The 18,175-nt window shown below is 69.5% G+C and carries 11 protein-coding genes; 4 read left to right on the forward strand and 7 right to left on the reverse strand.

The window, feature by feature from the left end; all coding sequences use genetic code 11:
• Positions 1-819 precede the first annotated feature (819 nt).
• Positions 820-1,653, reverse strand: a complete 834-nt coding sequence (locus tag ACFYXA_RS34575; protein WP_389040515.1) for a LysR family transcriptional regulator — start codon at positions 1,651-1,653, stop codon at positions 820-822.
• 72 nt (positions 1,654-1,725) lie between these two features.
• Between ACFYXA_RS34575 and ACFYXA_RS34580 the strand changes: the two genes are divergently transcribed.
• Both ACFYXA_RS34580 and ACFYXA_RS34585 read left to right on the forward strand, forming a co-directional pair.
• On the forward strand, positions 1,726-2,589 hold the full coding sequence (locus ACFYXA_RS34580; protein WP_389040519.1) for a PhzF family phenazine biosynthesis protein: 864 nt from the start codon (positions 1,726-1,728) through the stop codon (positions 2,587-2,589).
• Positions 2,586-3,596 carry an ornithine cyclodeaminase family protein gene (locus ACFYXA_RS34585; protein WP_389040522.1) on the forward strand — a complete coding sequence of 337 codons (1,011 nt, stop codon included), beginning with the start codon at positions 2,586-2,588 and terminating at the stop codon, positions 3,594-3,596. The genes ACFYXA_RS34580 and ACFYXA_RS34585 overlap by 4 nt, the downstream gene beginning before the upstream one ends.
• A gap of 439 nt (positions 3,597-4,035) precedes the next feature.
• Here ACFYXA_RS34585 and ACFYXA_RS34590 read toward each other — a convergent pair whose 3' ends face one another.
• The 6 genes from ACFYXA_RS34590 to ACFYXA_RS34615 all read right to left on the reverse strand — a co-directional run bounded on the left by ACFYXA_RS34590 (position 4,036) and on the right by ACFYXA_RS34615 (position 9,089).
• Positions 4,036-4,218: a hypothetical protein gene (locus ACFYXA_RS34590; protein ID WP_389040525.1), complete on the reverse strand. Its 183-nt coding sequence runs from the start codon at positions 4,216-4,218 to the stop codon at positions 4,036-4,038.
• Positions 4,219-4,374: 156 nt separating this feature from the next.
• Positions 4,375-5,130, reverse strand: coding sequence for a GNAT family N-acetyltransferase (locus ACFYXA_RS34595; RefSeq protein WP_389040528.1), 756 nt, complete (start codon positions 5,128-5,130; stop codon positions 4,375-4,377).
• Positions 5,018-5,434 carry an HGxxPAAW family protein gene (locus ACFYXA_RS34600; RefSeq protein WP_389040533.1) on the reverse strand — a complete coding sequence of 139 codons (417 nt, stop codon included), beginning with the start codon at positions 5,432-5,434 and terminating at the stop codon, positions 5,018-5,020. The genes ACFYXA_RS34595 and ACFYXA_RS34600 overlap by 113 nt, the downstream gene beginning before the upstream one ends.
• A gap of 302 nt (positions 5,435-5,736) precedes the next feature.
• Positions 5,737-6,147, reverse strand: coding sequence for a winged helix-turn-helix transcriptional regulator (locus ACFYXA_RS34605; RefSeq protein ID WP_389040536.1), 411 nt, complete (start codon positions 6,145-6,147; stop codon positions 5,737-5,739).
• A gap of 90 nt (positions 6,148-6,237) precedes the next feature.
• Positions 6,238-7,818 carry an MFS transporter gene (locus ACFYXA_RS34610; RefSeq protein WP_389040539.1) on the reverse strand — a complete coding sequence of 527 codons (1,581 nt, stop codon included), beginning with the start codon at positions 7,816-7,818 and terminating at the stop codon, positions 6,238-6,240.
• 68 nt (positions 7,819-7,886) lie between these two features.
• The gene (locus tag ACFYXA_RS34615) at positions 7,887-9,089 is read right to left on the reverse strand and encodes an Acg family FMN-binding oxidoreductase (protein WP_389040542.1); all 1,203 of its coding nucleotides are present in this window, start codon (positions 9,087-9,089) and stop codon (positions 7,887-7,889) included.
• A gap of 1,357 nt (positions 9,090-10,446) precedes the next feature.
• On the opposite strand from ACFYXA_RS34615, the gene ACFYXA_RS34620 reads away from it, so the two are divergent.
• Positions 10,447-13,761 carry a hypothetical protein gene (locus ACFYXA_RS34620; RefSeq protein WP_389040545.1) on the forward strand — a complete coding sequence of 1,105 codons (3,315 nt, stop codon included), beginning with the start codon at positions 10,447-10,449 and terminating at the stop codon, positions 13,759-13,761.
• Between the two features lie 2 nt (positions 13,762-13,763).
• A complete protein-coding gene (locus tag ACFYXA_RS34625; protein ID WP_389040548.1) occupies positions 13,764-17,753 on the forward strand; it encodes a hypothetical protein in 3,990 nt (1,329 codons plus the stop codon).
• Positions 17,754-18,175: the final 422 nt, after the last annotated feature.

Raw genomic sequence — 18,175 nt, forward strand, 5'->3', positions numbered from 1 at the left:
CCCACTGGAACACAGCGGGACGGATGCAGTTCAGCGGGAGGGACGGCGCGGAGCAGCAGGACGGCGGACGCCCCCGTGCCGGCGTTGTGGCAGCTGCGCCTGGCCTGAGCGATGCGCAGCGGAGCCAGCCCCGGCGTACTCGTCTCCCGCCCGTCGCGCTCGACGCGGCGTCGGCGAGCGGACGGACCTCGCGCATGACCCGGGTCGCAGTCTGCCAGCGGCCGGCTTCGACGAGAGGTGGTCGTCAGCGTGCCGGAGCGCCCTGCCGCATCAGCGGCGGCGGCCACGCCTTGCGCTGGCGCGGCGACCGCAGATCGCGCGGCCCTCTCGGGCCGGCATAGCCCCCGGCGCCGCCCGTACGGCCGGATGCCCGGCGGAGTTCGCTGCGGTCTCCTCGTCCAGCGCCTGCTGCATCACCACGACGGATGCGCGTCGTCGGCATCCGGCACCGAAACCCGCAGGCACACAGAGCACAGCGCTGCGCAAGCGGTGCCGGCCGGAGAGGGCGGGCCGCGGGCGTCCCCCGCCTCGCAGACGTCCAACGGTGTCGAGGTGGCGGTACCTGCAGTTCGGCGAGCGGCTGCCCGGCCGGGCGGTGGGCCCCGCGCTGGTGTACTCACCGGACTGCACAGCGGTGCTCTGCGGCGATCAGGAGTCAGGCAACCACCGAGAGCCACGGTGTCGCCGCTGACCAGGGCGACGTCTGCCTGCCCGGAGGCAGCTCGTCCTCGTGGTGGAGGCAGGCCGCAGTCGTGACGGTGCCCGAGGGCGAACCGTCCAGGCACCGCTTCCTCGCGTGCCTGGCCCTCGTGCGTTGCGTCAGATCAGGCTCTTCAGGAGTTCTTCGACCGCGTCGACAAGGAGATCGCCCTCGGTTCCCGGACGTCGGACCATTCCGAGTTCCACGTCGGGCAGTTCGGGCAAGCCGCGCGCCGCCATGCCGGACTCGACCTGGGCGGGAAGGAGGGCCGCGACGCCCAGCCCGGCGCGAACCGCGCTCTGCACGCCGGCCAGGCCGGTGCTCTCAAAGGCGATACGCCAGTCACGTCCGCTGTCTTTCAGAGCGTCGAGTACGGGCATGCGCCAGCGGCACGGCTGGGAGAACAGCACGAGCGGCAGCGGGTCCAGGCTGAGGTCCACCTCAGGTCCGGCGGCCCAGACGAGGGGCAGCCGCACGGTCCAGCGCGGAGGTTCGGGCAGATACGACGGGTCACACAGCGCCAGGTGAATACGGTTGGTCGTGAAGGCCCTTCTCATTGCCGGGCCGGGCGCGCTGACCAGTTCCAGCGTCGCCTGCGGATGCATCCGGCCGAAGTCGGCCAAGGCCTGTGCGAGCGGAGCGGCGGCGAGGTCCTCGATCAGACCTACGCCGCAGTGCCCGGCCACGGTCTCCCCGGTGGCCGTCACAGCCTGTGCCGACAGGGTGAGGATGCGTTCCGCGTACGGCAGCAGAGCCTCCCCGGCTCTGGTCAGCGACACACCTGTGGCAGACCGGTGCAGCAGCGGTTGACCGACGGCGCGTTCGAGTTTCCTCAGCTGTCCGCTGAGCGCCGGCTGGCTGTGCCCCAGCACGCTCGCAGCCCTGCTGATGCTCCCCGAACGGACGCAGCTGACAAAGGCCCGCAGAAGCGATGTCTCAAGATCCGGCCCCATAAGCACAGGTTATATCCACCCTAGGAAAGTCGCCGGTTCCTTGAACCCGCGACGGACCGTACTGTCCGAAACATGCGCTACCTACACGTTGACGTCTTCAGCAACCGGCCGTACAGCGGCAACAGCCTGGCGGTGTTCCCTGACTCCGCACAGCTCAGCGCCAAGCAGATGGCGCGCATCACCCAGGAGATGCGCCACTTCGAGTCGGTCTTCCTGGCCCGGGACCCCGCCGGTGACCGGAGCCGGCATGCGCGCGTCTTCGACCTTGCCGGGGAACTCGACTTCGCCGGCCACCCTCTCATCGGGGCAGCATGCGTCCTGCACGCGCTGCACGGTGGCGATGAGACCGAGACCTGGGGCCTGAAGCTCAAGGCCCGAGCGGTCGACGTCACCACCCGACGCCGAGCAGCGGGCCGCTACAGCGCCGTTCTCGACCAGGGCCCCGCCGCATTCCTCGGCCGCCCCGACATCGCCGAGCTGGCCGCCTGGTTCTCCTTGGACGCCGACGACCTGGATCCGGACCTTCCTGCGGAAGTGCTCTCCACAGGACTCCGGTACCTCATGGTCCCTGTGCGTGGCGACGCGCTGGAACGCGCCCGGATCGCCCAGGACCTCGAAGCTCCCCTCGCTGCGCATGGTGCGCAGTTCGCCTACCTGCTCGACGCCACCGCACTGGAGGGACGTCACTGGAACAACGACGGCGTCCTGGAGGACGTCGCCACCGGTTCCGGCGCCGGTTGTGCCGCCGCCTACCTGCGCCGACACAGCCGGATCGGCGACGGGGAGAGCGTCACCCTGCACCAGGGGCGCCTCACCGGCCGCGCCAGCCAGATGACGATCAGCGCACACGGCGAAGGGCAGGACATCCGCTCCGTCACGGTGGGCGGCGAAGTGGCGTTCGTCGCTGAAGGACATCTGAGGGAGCTGCCCGCATGAACCCCTCCGCGCTGCCCCACGTCGGCCCCGACGCCATCCGCGCCGCAGTCGGATACGAAGACGTCCTGGAACCGGTGGCCCAGGCACTTGCCGACTACAGCCGGGGCCTGGGCGACTCTCCGGTGGCGGTCTTCGCACCGGCCGGGCAGGACGGCGACGTTCACGTCAAGTCCGCCTGGCTGCCCGGGCGCCCCGTGTTCACCGTGAAGGTGGCGACATGGTTCCTCGAGCGATCCCGGCGCGGCGCTACGCCGGCATCCGGGATCATCGCCGTCTTCGACGCCCAGACCGGTGATCTGCGGATGCTGCTGGAGGACGAGCACCACATCTCCGACATCCGTACCGCTGCTGCCGGCGCCCTTGCCGCACGTACCCTGGCCCGACCGGATTCTGCCGTGCTCGCCGTCCTGGGCACCGGTGTCCAAGCCTATTTGCAAATCCTGGCGGCCGCCCATGAACTTCCCCTGCGGGAGGTACGCGTGTGGGGGCGCAACCCCGACCATGTGCTGCGACTGACAGCCGCTGTCACAGCCCGCCACCCTGAACTGCACGTGAGGGCCGCGACCGGTGTCCGAGAGGCCTGTCAAGGGGCCGACGTCCTGGTCACCGCAACCGCCAGCACCGAACCGCTGGTCGAAAGCGCGTGGCTCACGCCAGGCATGCACATCACCGCAGTCGGCGCCGACGATCCTTCCAAGGCCGAACTGTCTGCCGACTGCCTGCTGAAAGCCGATCGGATCGTCGTCGACAGCCGTGAACTGGCCGGCATCCACGGGGACCTGGCGCGAGCCGGAATGGACACCGCGGAGCATGCAGAGCTCGGAGAGGTCCTGGCACGGACCGCACCCGGCCGGTCGGACAACGCCGAGATCACTGTCTGCAAACTCATCGGCCTCGGGGTGCAGGACCTCGCCGCAGCCGAGGTCACCCTCAGGTACATCGGCGACGGCGCCCCTTCACGCAAAAGGCCACCGGCGAGTGCAAAGGACGTGGGCGGCGCGCGGTAGGAGACCCAGCGGACCTGCAAGGCCAGGTCGCATCGCCGGTTGTCCCCGGAGTGTGTCCAGCAGCGGGAGCGACGGCTTGACGTCGCTGCGGTTTCCGCCGGTCGGCGACAGCGGGAGCGGGATGTCGGGGGTGCCGGTGACGACGGGCTGCTTGCCGCCCCGTGCGCGGTCGACCGGACTGGGCACGCTTTGGGTCCGCACCGGACGGCCGGGACACAACAGAAGTCGATCACCAGTTGGATGCCGATATGCGGCATGAAGAGGGTCCCGCGCAGCGCCTGCCGGTCCGGCACCCGCGGTCTGCCTTCCACCGACTTCGCTGCCGGTCAGGGCAGCAACGGCTCGATCGGCGACCACAGTTCATTCGACACGATCCAAGGACGCGACTGCCGTTTCCTCGCGACCAGGGCAACGACCATCCGCGCCGAAAGCCACATGGTCAACGGCTTCTGGGGATGCTCTGGACGAAGAGTGCCGGCGTCTCCTCCATCCCCGGGGTGGCGCGCAGCGCCTCCCTGGCCTTCACCCGGTCCGCGGCCGGGCAGGCATGGCGGTGTCTGCCCCACTCCGGCAGCTGCGCCGCGAACACCTCGGCTTCTTCGACCCGCTGGTGGACCGTCATGACCGTACGCAGGTGGGGCGCGACGGTGTGCTCCAGGAGCGCCGTCTACAACAGGGCCGGGCTGCGGTCCCGCGGCACTTCCTCTCACACGCCGAGGGTCGGCGAGGGATCGCGGATCTCAGTACGTCTATCTCGAAGTCCGCGATGATGCCCTTCTCAATCGCCTCCGAGAGCCCGAGTTCTGCCAGCCACGCGCCGTACGTCCCGTCCGGATCGTTGGCCATGCCGGCGATCTCCAGCTTCCTGTCCGCGCCGCACTGAGATGGTCGGGGCTTCGCGAGCAAGCCGGTAGAGCACATGCCGACGCAAGACGTGCCCGGGTGGAAGCCGTGGATGGTCGAAATCCTCGCGTGGGTCGTGTGTCATGCCCAAGCGTTCCATGACCGCCCGGGAGCGTCGGTTGCCCGCAACGGTGAAGGAGACGATCTCTGGTAGGTCCAGCACGTCGAAACCGAAGCGAACGGCCGCTCTTGCTCCTTCGGTGGCGTAACCATGCCCCCATGCTGGTCTGGCCAGCCTCCATCCGACCTCCACCGCCGGAGTGAAGGGTGCATCGAACGCCGTCCGAGACAGCCCTGTGAAGCCGATGAAAGTACCGGTAGAGACCAGTTCAACCGCCCACCAGCCCCATCCTTCACTCTCAATTATCGCGGATATCCGGTCAGCTGAAGCATCGCTGTCCTTTCGCTCCAAGGGGCCTGGAAGATACTCCATGACCTCATCGTCAGCGTTCAAACGAGCGAACGGCTCCACATCAGACGGCTTCCAAGGGCGCAGCACGAGACGGGCCGTGCGTAGCTCAACCGGTGGAGACAAGGTCACCCTGCTCCTGAGTACTCGAGCTGTGCAGGCTCTGGTGCGGCAGCGAGGTGGCGGCTGTGGACGTCGGCTCTGCGAGCTTCGCCACCGCATCGACCCGCCTCCCAGCCATGCGGCACCCAAGGCAGTCCGGGTGCCCCTGCCGGGCGCCGAGATCCTTCACCCGCCAGTCCCACTGGTCGGCTGGGCGGGGACCGCTGGGCTTCCCCCAGCCCGCCAGGTGGAGAAGCCAGGTGATGACCGCCGCCAGGGCGATCACGGCGATACCGGAGATCACCAACGCCGCGGAAACAGCGATCACTCCGAGACCTGCGACACAGAAGCCGGCCACTGCGACGGCTGTCCCAGTCCAGCCGGCCACCGTATGCCCCAGGTCCACGTTTTCGTGTGCGCTCATTGTTCTCTCTCTTCAAAGGATTCAGCGAGTCAGGTTCTGTTGACGTGACACTGCACACCAAAGGGATCGCATCGGCCGGTCGAACACTGCTTTCCTGAAATTCAGCCTGGAGACGTGATGCGATGTTGCTCAGAAATCTCCGAGTTTCGTGAACAGCGGTTGGGGAATGACGGACGAACCGGTGGCAGGGGTCCGAAGAGGACGTCGTCGATCCACTGCTTTGTTCCAGGTGCTCTCGACGAGGTGGTGGCCCTCACGCCTAAGAAGCAGCAGCTTTGCCGTCTCCATGCCCTCACGCCGTTTCACAAGTCCGCCTTGGCCTGGTCGCGTTGGGCAGAACGGGCTTCCTCGGAGGCGTTCGCGGGGAGATGGTCCTGTGCCCACACCGTCAGGGCGGCCAGGGGAATGAGGAGCGCCTTGCCGCGGGAGGCGAGCGTGTAGACGGAGGTCGTGGGTGTGCCCAGGCGGGTGGTTCGGGCCACCAGGCCGAGGGCGGTCATCTCCCGAAGGCGTCGGGTGAGCAGGCCGTCGCTGAAGCCGGGGACGCGCTCGCGAATCAGGTGGAGGTCGGCCGGGCCCTTGGCCAGGGCCGCGACGATGAGGCCGGTGCCGCGTGTGCCGAGGAGAGCGAAGGCGCGGGTGAGGGCTTCCAGGGGCTCCGGCAATCGGGGAGGGCCGGGTTGGTGCGCCGTCTGAGCGCGCAGCAAAGTCATGTCAGTTTCCTTACCGGTACGGCGCGAGGGACGAATTCTGGTCGCTCGCGCCGCACGTCGTGGTAGATGTGCCCGACAGTCGGTTGGTGGTTACGCCGTCGCCTTCGCCGTGTCGCGGTCCGTGCCGTCGGTCTGCGTCTCCACGGCGACCGTGCCGGGCTTGCCGGTCCGGCGCAGCAGGAGGGTGACGACGACGACGGCCAGGACGGTGGTGGCTGCGCCGCTGAGGAGGGCGAGCTGCATGCCGGAGGCGAAGGCGTCGCGGGCCTCGTCGATCAGTGCCGGGTTGCCGGTGGCGTGGCCTATGTGGTTGGCGGCGGCGAGGGAGGAGCGTGCCGCGTGGGCGATCGGGGCGGGGAGCCCGTCGGTGTCGAGGGAGTCGCGGTACTGGGCGCTCATGAGGCTGCCGAGGACGGCGATGCCCAGGGCGCCGCCGAGTTCGCGGGACAGGTCGTTCACGGCGGATCCCACGTTCTGCAGACGTGGCGGCAGGGCGTCGGTGATGGCGGCGGTGGCCGGCGTGGTGGCCAGGCCCATTCCCGCGCCGAGCGGCACGAGCCCGCCCACGATCAGCCAGTACGAGCTGCCGGCGTCGAGTCGGGCCAGCACGGCCAGGCCGGTGGTGACCAGGAGGAGGCCGGCGGTCCAGGGTGCGCGGATGCCCCGCCGGGCGACCAGGAGCGGGCTGAGGCGGGCACTGGGGATCATCGCCGCCGACATAGGCAGCACGCTCACCGCGGCCATCAGGGCGCTGTCGCCGCGTACCAGCTGGAGGTACTGCATGGTGACGAAGATGAATCCGAAGAACGCGAAGAACTGCAGTGTGGTCGAGATCGATCCGGCCGCGAACAGCTTGTGGCGGAACAACCGCGGATCGAGCAGGGGATGCGGGTGCTTCAGCTCCCAGGCGACGAAGACGACCAGGACGACGAGCCCGATGGCTATGCCGGCCAGGGTGCGTGTGCTGCCCCAGCCGTGCTCGGGCGCCTCGATGACCGAGTAGACCAGCACCCCCAGCCCGGCCACGGTGAGAACCGCCCCGACCACGTCCACCCGGTGTTTGCCCGGCTGTGCGGACTCCGGCACGAAGAGGTGGGTGCCGATGAACGCCACCCCGGCCATCACCGCGTTCAGCCAGAACACCGACCGCCACGACCACGCCTCCAGCAGCGCGCCCGAGGCGAACAGTCCCAGCGCGGCGCTGGCGCCGGCGACCGCCGCCCAGATGCTGATGGCGCGGGCCTGCTGGTCGCTGGGGAACGTGCTGGTGATCGTGGACAGCGTGGCGGGCATGACGAACGCGGCGGCCACGCCGAGCAGGGCGCGCAAGGTGATCAGGACGCCCGGTTCGTCCGTGAAGGTCGCGGCGAGCGATATCACGGCGAACAGTCCGACGCCGCCGAGCAGGGCCTTGCGGCGGCCGAAGCGGTCGCCGAGGGTGGCGGCGAACAGCAGAAGCGAAGCGAAGATCAGGCTGTAGGAGTCGATGATCCACGACAGCTGGGTCTGGCTGGCGTGCGTCTCCCGGGCGACGTCGGGCAATGCCACGCTCAGCGATGCCATCGCCGATACGACGGTCGCCAGGGCCAGGCAGGTCACGGCCAGAACGGCGCCGGGGCGCAATGCGCGCACCGGTCCTGCGGCCGGGCCCGTGACGGGTGAGGCGGGCATGGGGGATCTCCTTTGTACGAAGAAACTGGTGGGCGGGCGGCGCTTCGGACCCGCCGCCCGGGCAAAGGTCAGCGGGTCACGACGTCGTCGAGGCTGCGGCGCGGGCTCAGGCCCGGCGTGCGCTCGGGGTGGCCGATGCGGAAGGACAGCAGGCCGCTCGAGGCGGGGCGGCCGAGCAGAGCGGCCCAGCGTGCGGAAAAGGCATCGGGGTTGCCGGACGCGGCGTCGCGGTCGATGCGTTCGGTGATCTGGTTCATGTGGTGCAGGCCGAGGCCGAGAGCGGTCGCGGTCAGATGCATCCGGGCCAGCAGCCGTCCGCCGTTGACCTGCGCCGTTCGGTCGGTGACGTCGTCCACGGTGATGACGCCGTACGCGGCGGCGGTCGCGGTGTGCACCTCGCGGGTGGCCTTGACCCAGTAGGCGTCGCCGTCCTTGCGGGACTGCGCCGGCAGGAGTTTCGCCGCGAACAGGGTCAGGCGGCTGAGGCCCTGGCCGTCGAGGGTGAGCCCGTCGCGGTGCTTGTCGATGGTGCTGCGGGCGCTGCGGAACCAGCTGAAGGCTTCTCTCGACTGCGCGGAGTCCGCGGTGATGGCCTCGGTGGCCTCCACGTAGAGCCGCCCCAGCTTCTGACGCACCGTCTCGTCGGTGAGCCACAGCACGCTCGCTCCGTCGACGCGGGAACTCTGCTCGGTGAAACCGCTCAGGTCCACGGGCGTGGACCTGTACGGGCCGCGGTTGGTGTGCCGGCGCGGGATCGCGGCGGCCAGGTCGCGGTCCCGCCCTCTGCCGCCGCCGCTCAGGGCGATCCGGGCGACCAGGTCCGAGGCGACGCCGTCCGGGAAGAGGGTCACCTGCGCGGTCAAGGCGGCCGATCCGGCGGCGATCACCATGTTCTCGACGGCGCAGCCGAGTCCGGCGAAGTGTTCACGGCCGCTCGCGTCGTTGAGGGGCATCCGCCGGCTGGGGTCGGAGTGGACGTCGATGACGTTGCCGTTGACTCTCATGCGCCAGGGCTGGGTGTTGTGCGGGTTGCAGGCGAGGACCCCGGCGGCGACCACGCGGTCGGTGCCCGACATCGAGCTCCAGTCGTGCCAGAGGTCGTACGGGTCGCCGGATCCGGCGCTGAAGGCACCGTTGGTGACGGCCCGGACTCCGCCGACGCCCACGCCGAAGGCGGCTACCGAGCCGATGCCGAGGCCGGCCAGCTTCAGCGCGTCCCTGCGGGTCACGGCTGTCTCCGGAAGTTCGTCCGGGACGGTGTTCGTGGCCATTGCGTCTCTCCTGTCGCGCGGCCCCGGATGGTGACAGGACACTCGCGCCGAACAGGGTGCTCGCGCACCACCCCGTGCCCGGGTGTACCCGGGGTGGTGCGCGCGACGTGAGCGTTGTCGGTCGCTCGTCCGGGGCCCGGCCTCGTCCTGGGCCACCAGGGGCGGGGCGAGGACGACGGCGTGGGGCTCGGCGGTGTTCATGGCGGAGTCCTTCGTCTCTCACGGAGAGCAGATCAACGACCGTTTGCCAACATGTGTGTGCAAACAATCGTTGACATGATGCACAGACACCCCCCCGAAAGTCAACATACGTAGGCCTACAGTCGTTGACATGGCGTGGCGAGATCGCCGAGACGGTCGGCGCCGGCGGCTGGCTCCGATCGCACCAAAGCTGCAGCTGCGAGGGCCCCCGCAGACCCCGCCCGACGCCACCCGCCCGTTCACGGAGCCCCGTGGCCGCACCCCCCGGCCGGGCTCTGACGGCTGACGATGCCTCCCGACAAGGGCAGCAGCCCGGAACCGGGCCCGCTCTCAGGCCTGCGTGTCGCCTTGCCCCGGCTCTCCTCAGACGGCCACCGGCCCAGCGAGATCAGACCCGTCACGCGGACGATGAGGTAGCCGGCCCATGGCAGCTCCACGAACACCGCGAGCGCCGCCGACAGCCACACGCCAGAGGTGCCGAACGTGAGCGACACATCGAATCAGGCGTCACAGATCTACCGCTGTTCGCTGTTGTACGCCCAGGGGCGTCGCCATGCCCAGCACGGAAGCTGAGGCCACCGGTCCGGGGCTTCGGGTGACTTGCGCCGCCGTGCGGACGCCCGGCCACTTCAGTGCGCGTCGAACCCGCCGCCGCCACAACGCCGTGCGGGGCAGACGCGCGGCTGCCGCCAGCTCGCGGGTAGGCCACCGGCCCGATCCGCCGCCCGTCCAACACGTCCGCCGACAACCGGGACGGCCGATCCTTCCCGGAGCCGACGCCGAAGCGGATGCCGTCCGGTCTGCGAGGGCGCTGAGTAGCGGTTACTCAGGCGGTTCCGGCCGCACGCCGGTTGTCTTGTTCCAACCCGTCGCCGCCTGCGGACGGGGTGGACGTCAAACTCGCCGGGCCGCCGGCATACACGGCACCGCGAGGACGGTGGATGCGGGAGCGTGCTGACCCGGTGAGTGATGGTCGCGTGCGCTCCGGCCGCTTGCGTCGTCAGTGCCCTGCCGGCTCCTCATGGGCCGGCAGCGGTCCCGGGCCGGTCGTGTCGGGAGTGCCCGGCTCCGCTCCGGCGCGGTGCCCCTGCCGTCGTGCGGGTCTTGTGCCAGGCCCCGCGCAGCGTCATCTCATCACCGACCGAGGAAGGTGGCCGTGGCACCTACGCCCCCGCCGAAGAAGAATGTCTCCCGCCGGCTGTTCCTGCGCTACTCCGGGGCGGCGGGTATAGCCGTCGCTGCCGCTGTGGGCACAGTGCACGGCGTCGACTCCCTCGCGGGAACCGGTTCTGCTGCGTCGGCCACTGCGGTGCCGGTCCGCACGGTGCTGCTGCGTCGCCGCGACGACATGATGAACCTGCAGATTCTGCTCGTGAACCTTCAGGTCGGCGGCAAGACCGGGGCGCCGGCGCTGGTCAAGCAGGACGCGACCCAGCCCGCCTTCCTGGTGGTGGACTTCGGCCCACAGTCGACGCAGGAGCGTTCCTTCCCCGATCCGGGCACCGTCGGCCAGGCCCCTGTGTCGCTGGAGTGGGGTGCGGCGAGCCGTCTGGCCTTCGACGTGAGCGATCACCTTCCCCTGCCCTACACCACGTCGGGCTTGCTGCACTGGGCCGGTTTCCCCGCCAGGCTGGTGCCGAACGCGCTCGGACGCGACGTACCGGACTCGTTCCAGGGCGAGCTGCGCGCGCCCACCAGTCACGAGACGTCGCTGGAAGTGCCGTTCGGTGTCGTCGTCTCTCCCGACAGCAGCAGCGGGTGGTGTCATGTGGAGACCGCCGCTGTTCCGTCTTCGCCCAGCGGCTGGACCGAGTTGTGGAACACCCGGCTGGGCACCCGAGTGGAGGACGGCGAGGACGGCGAGCGGACCGTGCGGGAGGACGATTCAGCCCGGCCCCTCAGAGCGGTCTGGCTCCGTGACTCGCGCTTTCCGACGTGGCTCGGCAACCCCTCCTCCGTACCCACCTCCAGTCCTTATCCGACCTCGCTGACCCCCCGCAACCGTTACGACCTGGTGCGCTTGTCGTCCGACTTCTCGGTGCGGACCGCCTCACTGCCCGCCCCCATCGAGGCTGATCTGCTGTCGCTGTCCGCCCTGGGCGCGGGACTGGAAGCACACGGCTCCTGGGACACCACGGGCAGTTCCTTCTCCTCAGGACTGTCTGAGTGGTCGCACAGCATGGGCTTGGGACGCGACCACAAGGTGCGTGTCGCCCAGCACGGCTATCTGCTGCCCTTTGGTCACCGCGCGGCGTATGTTCAGGTCACGGAGCGCCAGATGGAGCCGGACGGAGCCGGGACCGTCGGCGGCATCCTGCGTACCCGCACGTTCCTGGTCGTCCTCGAGCGTGAGCGTCGCTACGAAGGCGATCAGAACATGCCCAACGGCGGCAGATCGTTGCCGTTCCGCCGGATCCAGGCCGTGACCCGTACCACTCCTGCACTCGACCAGGCACGGCCCTACGTCTGGATGTCCTCCGACCCGGTCGCAGGAGCCGATACCGCCTACGCCTTCCTCGCAGAATCCGGTTCCGCCCCGCTGCCGCTGCATTTCACCGGTGTGGACTGGCAGGGGCGGCGTGTTTCGTTCGCGGCTCCAGTGATCTTCATCAGTGAACGGGGCTCCCGTAACAGCTTGCTGCGTAGCTCCGTGGCGACGAAGTACAACACCGAGACTTCCGCCGATGATGCTGCACGGCTTGGACGGGTCGGAGGGCAGTCCGTCGCTCTCGCCGCACCGTCGAAGCCCGGCGACACCAGTCTGCTGGTCCGGACACTGTCGTTCGGTATGGCGATGGCGGATCCGGCGACGAAGGGCGTGCCGGCTTTCCCGTCGGTGAGCCAGGTAGTCGCCGAACTCCCGGCGAGTGTCGTTGCGTTCGCGCCTGACGCACCGGCGGCCGCACTGCAGTATTTCGACGGCTACATCACCCATGGTTTCGACGGCGCACACAACGCGGCAGGTGTGTACCTCGCCAAGGCGCAGGGCAGCGCACGCACCGCTCTGGAGTTCGCTGCCGAGCGCAGCGGCGGCATCGCCACCCCGGGACTGATCATGGACGGTCTTTCCAGGAGGTTCGGACCGGTGGCCGGCGACCTTGTCCAAGTGGCGCGTGAGCGGTTCGACGTGTCCCAGATGCTGTCCGACCTGGACGTCAACCTGCTGGGTGGCGTGCGGCTGTCGGACGTGGTGGAAAACCTGGCGGGCGATGTGCCGAACCCACAGCAGGCCATCAAGGTGGTGACCCGGGAGTTCGACCGTCTGGAAGGTGCCGTCCGCAAGCTGGAGCGGGTCGAGGCGCGGCTTTCCTGGAGTCCTGAACTCAAGGCCGGCCCGGGAAGTCTCAACATGTTCGTTCCAGGCCCTCGTGGTCGGTTGGACATCGAGGCCGTCTCCGTCGTACGGCTGCTGCCGCCGCTGAACGCGGACTACACGGTCCGGGGGCGGCTGGGCGATGTCGCCATCAACATATGGGGCGACAGCGGCGCACGTCACTTCGTCACTGTGGGAATCAAGTCCCTGCAGTTCACCGCGGCCAAGGGGCGTCCCACCGACATCGACTGCGAGCTGGGGCAGGTCTCCTTCCACGGACCGCTGAAGTACCTGGAGGAGATCGCCAAGCTCTGCAGACTGTCGGTTCCCGGTACGCCTTCAACCGCTCGCACCGGCAGCCTGACGAGTCGTGCTGCCGCGGCCCCCGCCGGCTCCCGGTCGCCGCTGGATGTGCGCGTGGTCGGGCAGCAGGTCCAGGCCGAACTGTCCCTGGCCCTGCCGTCGCTTGCTTTCGGTGTCTTCTCCCTCGGCGCGCTCAACCTGTTCGCAGGCCTGTATCTGCCCTTCGACGGATCGCCTGTGCGGCTGCGGTTCGCCGTCAACTCCCGGGACGCGCCGTTCTCCCTGACCATCTCCTTCCTCGGCGGTGGCGGCTTCTTCGCCCTGGAAGCCGGAGCCGACGGGGTGGAAAGCCTGGAGACGGCCCTGGAAGCGGGGGCGGGCACGTCCTTCAACGTGGCCGGAGCGGTCTCCGGCCACGTGGAAGCGAAGATCGGCGTCTACTTCGGCGTGCGCACCGTCGAAGCCGGCGAGTCCACCGCACAGCAGGTGGAACTCTCTGCCTACGTCCGCCTCAGCGGGCGGGTGCGTGTACTGGGGCTGGTCTCCGCCTCCTTGGACTGCCACCTCGCGCTCACCTACTTTTCGGGCCCCGACCGCCTGGTCGGTGAGGCACGGGTGACCATCTCGATCGACCTGTGCTTCTTCGACACCTCGGTGAGCTTCAGCGTGCGCCGCGAACTGGCCGGCGGTCACTCCGCGACGGCCCGCACCAGTGCGGCCAAGAAGGCGAGCCGCGCGCGACTCGCCGCCGTCGCCGGGGCCACCGCCGGAGCCTCGGCACAGGGCTTCTCCGACGCCTACACCCAGCAGCACTGGGATTCCTACTGCACCGCCTTCGCCCCCGTGGGAGCCTGACCATGCCCCGACAGAACACTCTGTGGACCGTCCTGCCCCGAGGCGGCCGATCCGGCAAGCTCCGCTTCACCGTGCATGTCGCACCCCGCCTCGTCATCGACACCGGCAACGGCCGGCTCAGCGACTTCCCGGACTGGGTGAACTGGCCTGCCACGCTCGCGGACGCACGGTTCAGCCTGCACCTTCCCGAAACCGGCGCCAAAGCGGCCCGGCTGGTCTCGGCCCCGGACAGTGCCCGCTGGCGTGCCCTTTTCGACCAGGCGACCCTGGTGCGCGGCCATTCCTTCACCGGACGCGAGAACCGGCTGGTCCGCTCCTACCCCGTCAGCCATGTCCTGTCGTTCCTCTCCGACCGCTGGGGACGCTTCGGGGCCACGGCCGTCGACGCCCCGCCGTCCTACGACGACCTCGCTCAGGACGGGGCCTTCGGCCCGATCGGATTCGAGGAGGTGACCGTCGGCAGCCACGGCAAGAGCGGCTACACCCGGCGAGCCGAGCTGACCGAGACGCTCGAGAACAAACTGGAGGCGAACGGGGCTGTCCCGTTCAACCCCGCGGACGTCGACACCGCAGACGGCCTCGGCCGTGCCTTCCTCCAAGCCGAACGCTTCCACCAGCGAGGGCGCAGGCCCGGATCCGGTCCCCTGCCCGTACAGCCGCGGGAGCACCTGGACGTGCACCAGGTGATCGCCGCGACCCGCGAATACCGCGGACTTCAGCGGGTCCTGGGGCTCGCCCTGGAGTTCGAGGTCGACGACCCGGCCGTGACCGCGCTGCTGACCGGGCCCGCGACACAGACCTGGGCTTCCCTGCAGATCACCTGGTCGACCAGTCCGCCACCGGCAACCGGCCGCGCGGACGTGCTGCCCCGCACCCGCTGCCTGATCGGTGGCAACCGTTTCGAGGCCGCGCCGCGCGATGCCGACGCCAGCGACGTCGACCGGGGGATGCTGCGCGTCGGCCTGGGAGACCGGTTCACGGTCGTGCCCGTCGACCCGGACGGCGGAGCGCTGCTGTCTCGTCAGTTCGCCGACAACGTCACCCGTTCACGCGTGGTGGACGGCAGCCGGCTGAAGAAGCGCAGTGAGGCGGGTGCGGACCGGTTCTCTCTGCCCGCACTGCGGTCGGCGGGTCTGTCGGTCGCACGCGCAGGCCGGGCAGCCGAGCTCGTCAAGGCGTTCGACCGGGCCGCCGAGGCCAACTCCGCAGCCTACGACCAGAACGGCAACCCACGGTCCGCCACCTTGGACCTGTATGCGGACGACCTCGTGCGAGGCCATCGCTGGGACGTCCGCGACCTCGCAGACCCCTCATGGCGGTCTCTGATGGCGCGTGAGGGTGCCTACGTTTTCGAGCGTGACGGACAGTCGGTGAACACGGCCGAAGAAGGGCAGGTCACCCTGGCGCCCAGCACGTCCGGGGATCCTGACGACACCGACCTGTATCTGGGCGAGTCGCTGATGCGCTGGGCCGGCTGGAGCCTGGCCGTCGACCGTATCGGCCGGGCCCTTCAGCCCGACGGGACGCTCGCCGACCCTGAGCCGGTCCAGGACGAGGACTTCCCCTTCACCACGCGGTTCACTGTGCCGCCGGGCAGCCTGCCCCGGCTCCGCTTCGGCCATGCGTACACCTTCCGTGCCCGTGCGGTGGACCTCGCCGGCGACAGCGTGTCGTTCACACAGCAGGACCTTTTCCCGAACGAAACAGGGTTGCGAACGCCTGAAGTCACCTACCGTCGCTTCGACCCGGTGCCGCCGCCCCATGTGCTGCTGCGCAAGCCACAGACAGTCGGTGAATCGGTGAACAGGATGGTGATCCGCAGCGAGAACGCGGGCGGCTCCACAGCCGAGTCCCACAGGCATGTCCTGCCCCCGCGTACCTCGCAGGCGATCGCCGAGCAGCACGGCATGCTCGACGCCGACGCGAACGGTCATCCCATGCGAACCGACCTCTACCAGCTGCTTGCCATCCGGGACGCGGCTCGGCTGGAAGACCTGCCGGGCGCCCAGCAGGGCACCGGGGCGAACGCGGACACCTGGTTCTTCGACACCGACTCGCTGCCCGTCACCTACCTGCCGGACCCCCTGGCCAGGCAGCTGCTCATCAGGGGGCTGCCCGGAAGCACCACGGAGCTGGCGGCGCCGGCCCTGGGAAGCTGGCCGGAGGCGTCCTCGCTGCGCCTTCGGCTGATCAGCGGCACATCCGACGGCTGGTCCTGGGCCGGCGGGGTGCTGAAGGTGGCAGTGGCACCAGGTCACGAGTACCGCCTGCTGTTGTCCTCCAGGCTCGCCGACGGCGATCTCAACATGATGGGGGTGTGGGACTGGATCAAGCGCTGGGCCACCGCGTGGAACGCCGCGCACCCCAGCAGCACACCGATCGATCTCGCCGCGCTCCGCACAGCGGTTGCCGAGGGACGCCACCCGATGATCACGCCCGGCCAGGCCGTCACACTGGTGCACGCGGTCCGTGCTCCTTTGGCCAAGCCGTCCGTCAAGCACATGGAGACACCTGACCGAGCGCCGGCGGCTACCCGTCTCGCGCTGAAGGGGGAGGTCCTGTTCGACCGGCGTTCCACCGGGACACTGGATGTGCTGGCCTCCTGGAAGGAGCCCGTCGACGGTGGGCCCGGGACTGCGGACCCGGTCACGCCGCGCACCTTCCAGGACACACCACTGTCGCTCCGGATCGGCCGCGCGCCGGAGCCCAGCCCCGGAGACGACCGCAAGGACATCGACGGCGGGCACGACTTCGGGGACACCCGTCATCGCGTTGTCACGTACACCGGGCTGGCGACGAGCCGTTACGCCGAGCACTTCCGGGAGGAGACGACCGTTCTCCTGGCCGGTGGGCGGGTGACACTCGGCGCGCTGGAGCCTGCGACGCTGAAAGTCACAGATGCCGTCAGCGGCCTGCCTCTTGCTCCGGCGCCGACGGGCAGCACCGATCCCGCCACGGCCGAGGGCGACTACATTCTCGACCCAGCGACCCGGGTGCTGACGCGCACCGCCGGCGGCACGCTCTCAGATGACGCCGAACTCGTGGTCAGCTATGTGGCACCCGGCATCTACGCGTCCTCGGACGAGGAAGAACGCACCATCCTGAGCACCGCGCAGCCCGCGCCTCCGGTTGTGCGACAGGTCGTACCACTGTTCCGTTGGGACGCCCCGGCAACCGACCAGAGCAGGCGGCGCGGTAACGCCGTCCGAATCTATCTGGAGCGTCCCTGGTGGTCTTCGGGCGCCGGGGAAAAGCTCGGTGTGGTGCTGGTGAGCAGCAGCACCGAACCGCCCCAGGCCCTGCGCCCGTACCTCACCATGCAGGGTGTGGACCCCACGGTGACGGACTACCTCCTGCCTCCCTACCCGCGTCTGGCGTCATTTCCTCGCACGACGAAGTCGGCCACCGGAGTGACCTTGGCAGAGGTTCCAGGCACAACGGTCACCATCGCCGGCCATGACGTCTCCTTCGATGCGGCCCGCGACCTCTGGTACGCCGACGTCGAGCTGGTCGCGCCGAACGGGGCGCCGCCCGCGGCGTGGCTTCCGTTCGTGCGACTGGCACTGGTGCGGTACCAGCCGAACTCGCTCGACGGCTACTCGGTGTCCAAGGTCGTCCACGCCCCGATGGCCCAGCTGAGTCCGGAGCGCAAGGCCACCCTTGTGCGCGGCTCCGGCACGGCGACGATCTCGGTGACGGGGCCGGCGTACACGGGGAACTCGTGGCTGGCCACGACCCGTCCCTCGATGCGGGCTGTGGTCGAGCAGGCGAACCCGGCCGTTCCCGACCCTCACCTGCGGTGGGAGGAGATCACAGGCTCGGCTGTCGCGCTGAGCGCGACCGGAAGCAGCGCGCAGACGACATGGACAGGCACCGTGGCGACCACCGGCGGCCCTTATGGCAACGCGCCGCGAAGGGTGTGCATCACCGAGACCGAACGCCACCTGGGAGGCACGGGCCGCGTCGTGTACCTGGATGTCCTGGCCCTCTGACCCCGGCCGGCCCGCGGCCCGTGACCATGAATGATCACGGGCCGCGCCCGGCTTCGGCAGACATGCGAACCACCCACCAGTAGGCCACGGAAAGCAACACGCTGACAGACTTCGGTGGCGGCCAGTGGGAGACAGCGCTGACCATCGCATCGGGCCACCACCAGGAGGAGGACGCCGTCCCCCGGGATCAGCGCACGCTGGATGCCGGATGCCGCACCCACCCCGCCCTGCGCCTATGACGAAGCGCAGGAAGACAGCTGCCGGACGGTTCGCCGGCCGGTGCGATGCCGGCTCTCACTCACGAGTTGCCTCCGGGGCGGCGGCGCAAGCCGGGCTCCAGGCTGCCGGGCAGACGAGCTGAGGTCATGCGCTGGTCCCTGCCCTCCCCGGGGAGGTACAGCGGCGCAGATGCGCTGGGGACC

It is taken from the genome of Streptomyces sp. NPDC002566 (assembly GCF_042889585.1).
In the GTDB taxonomy this organism is placed as follows: Bacteria; Actinomycetota; Actinomycetes; order Streptomycetales; family Streptomycetaceae; genus Streptomyces.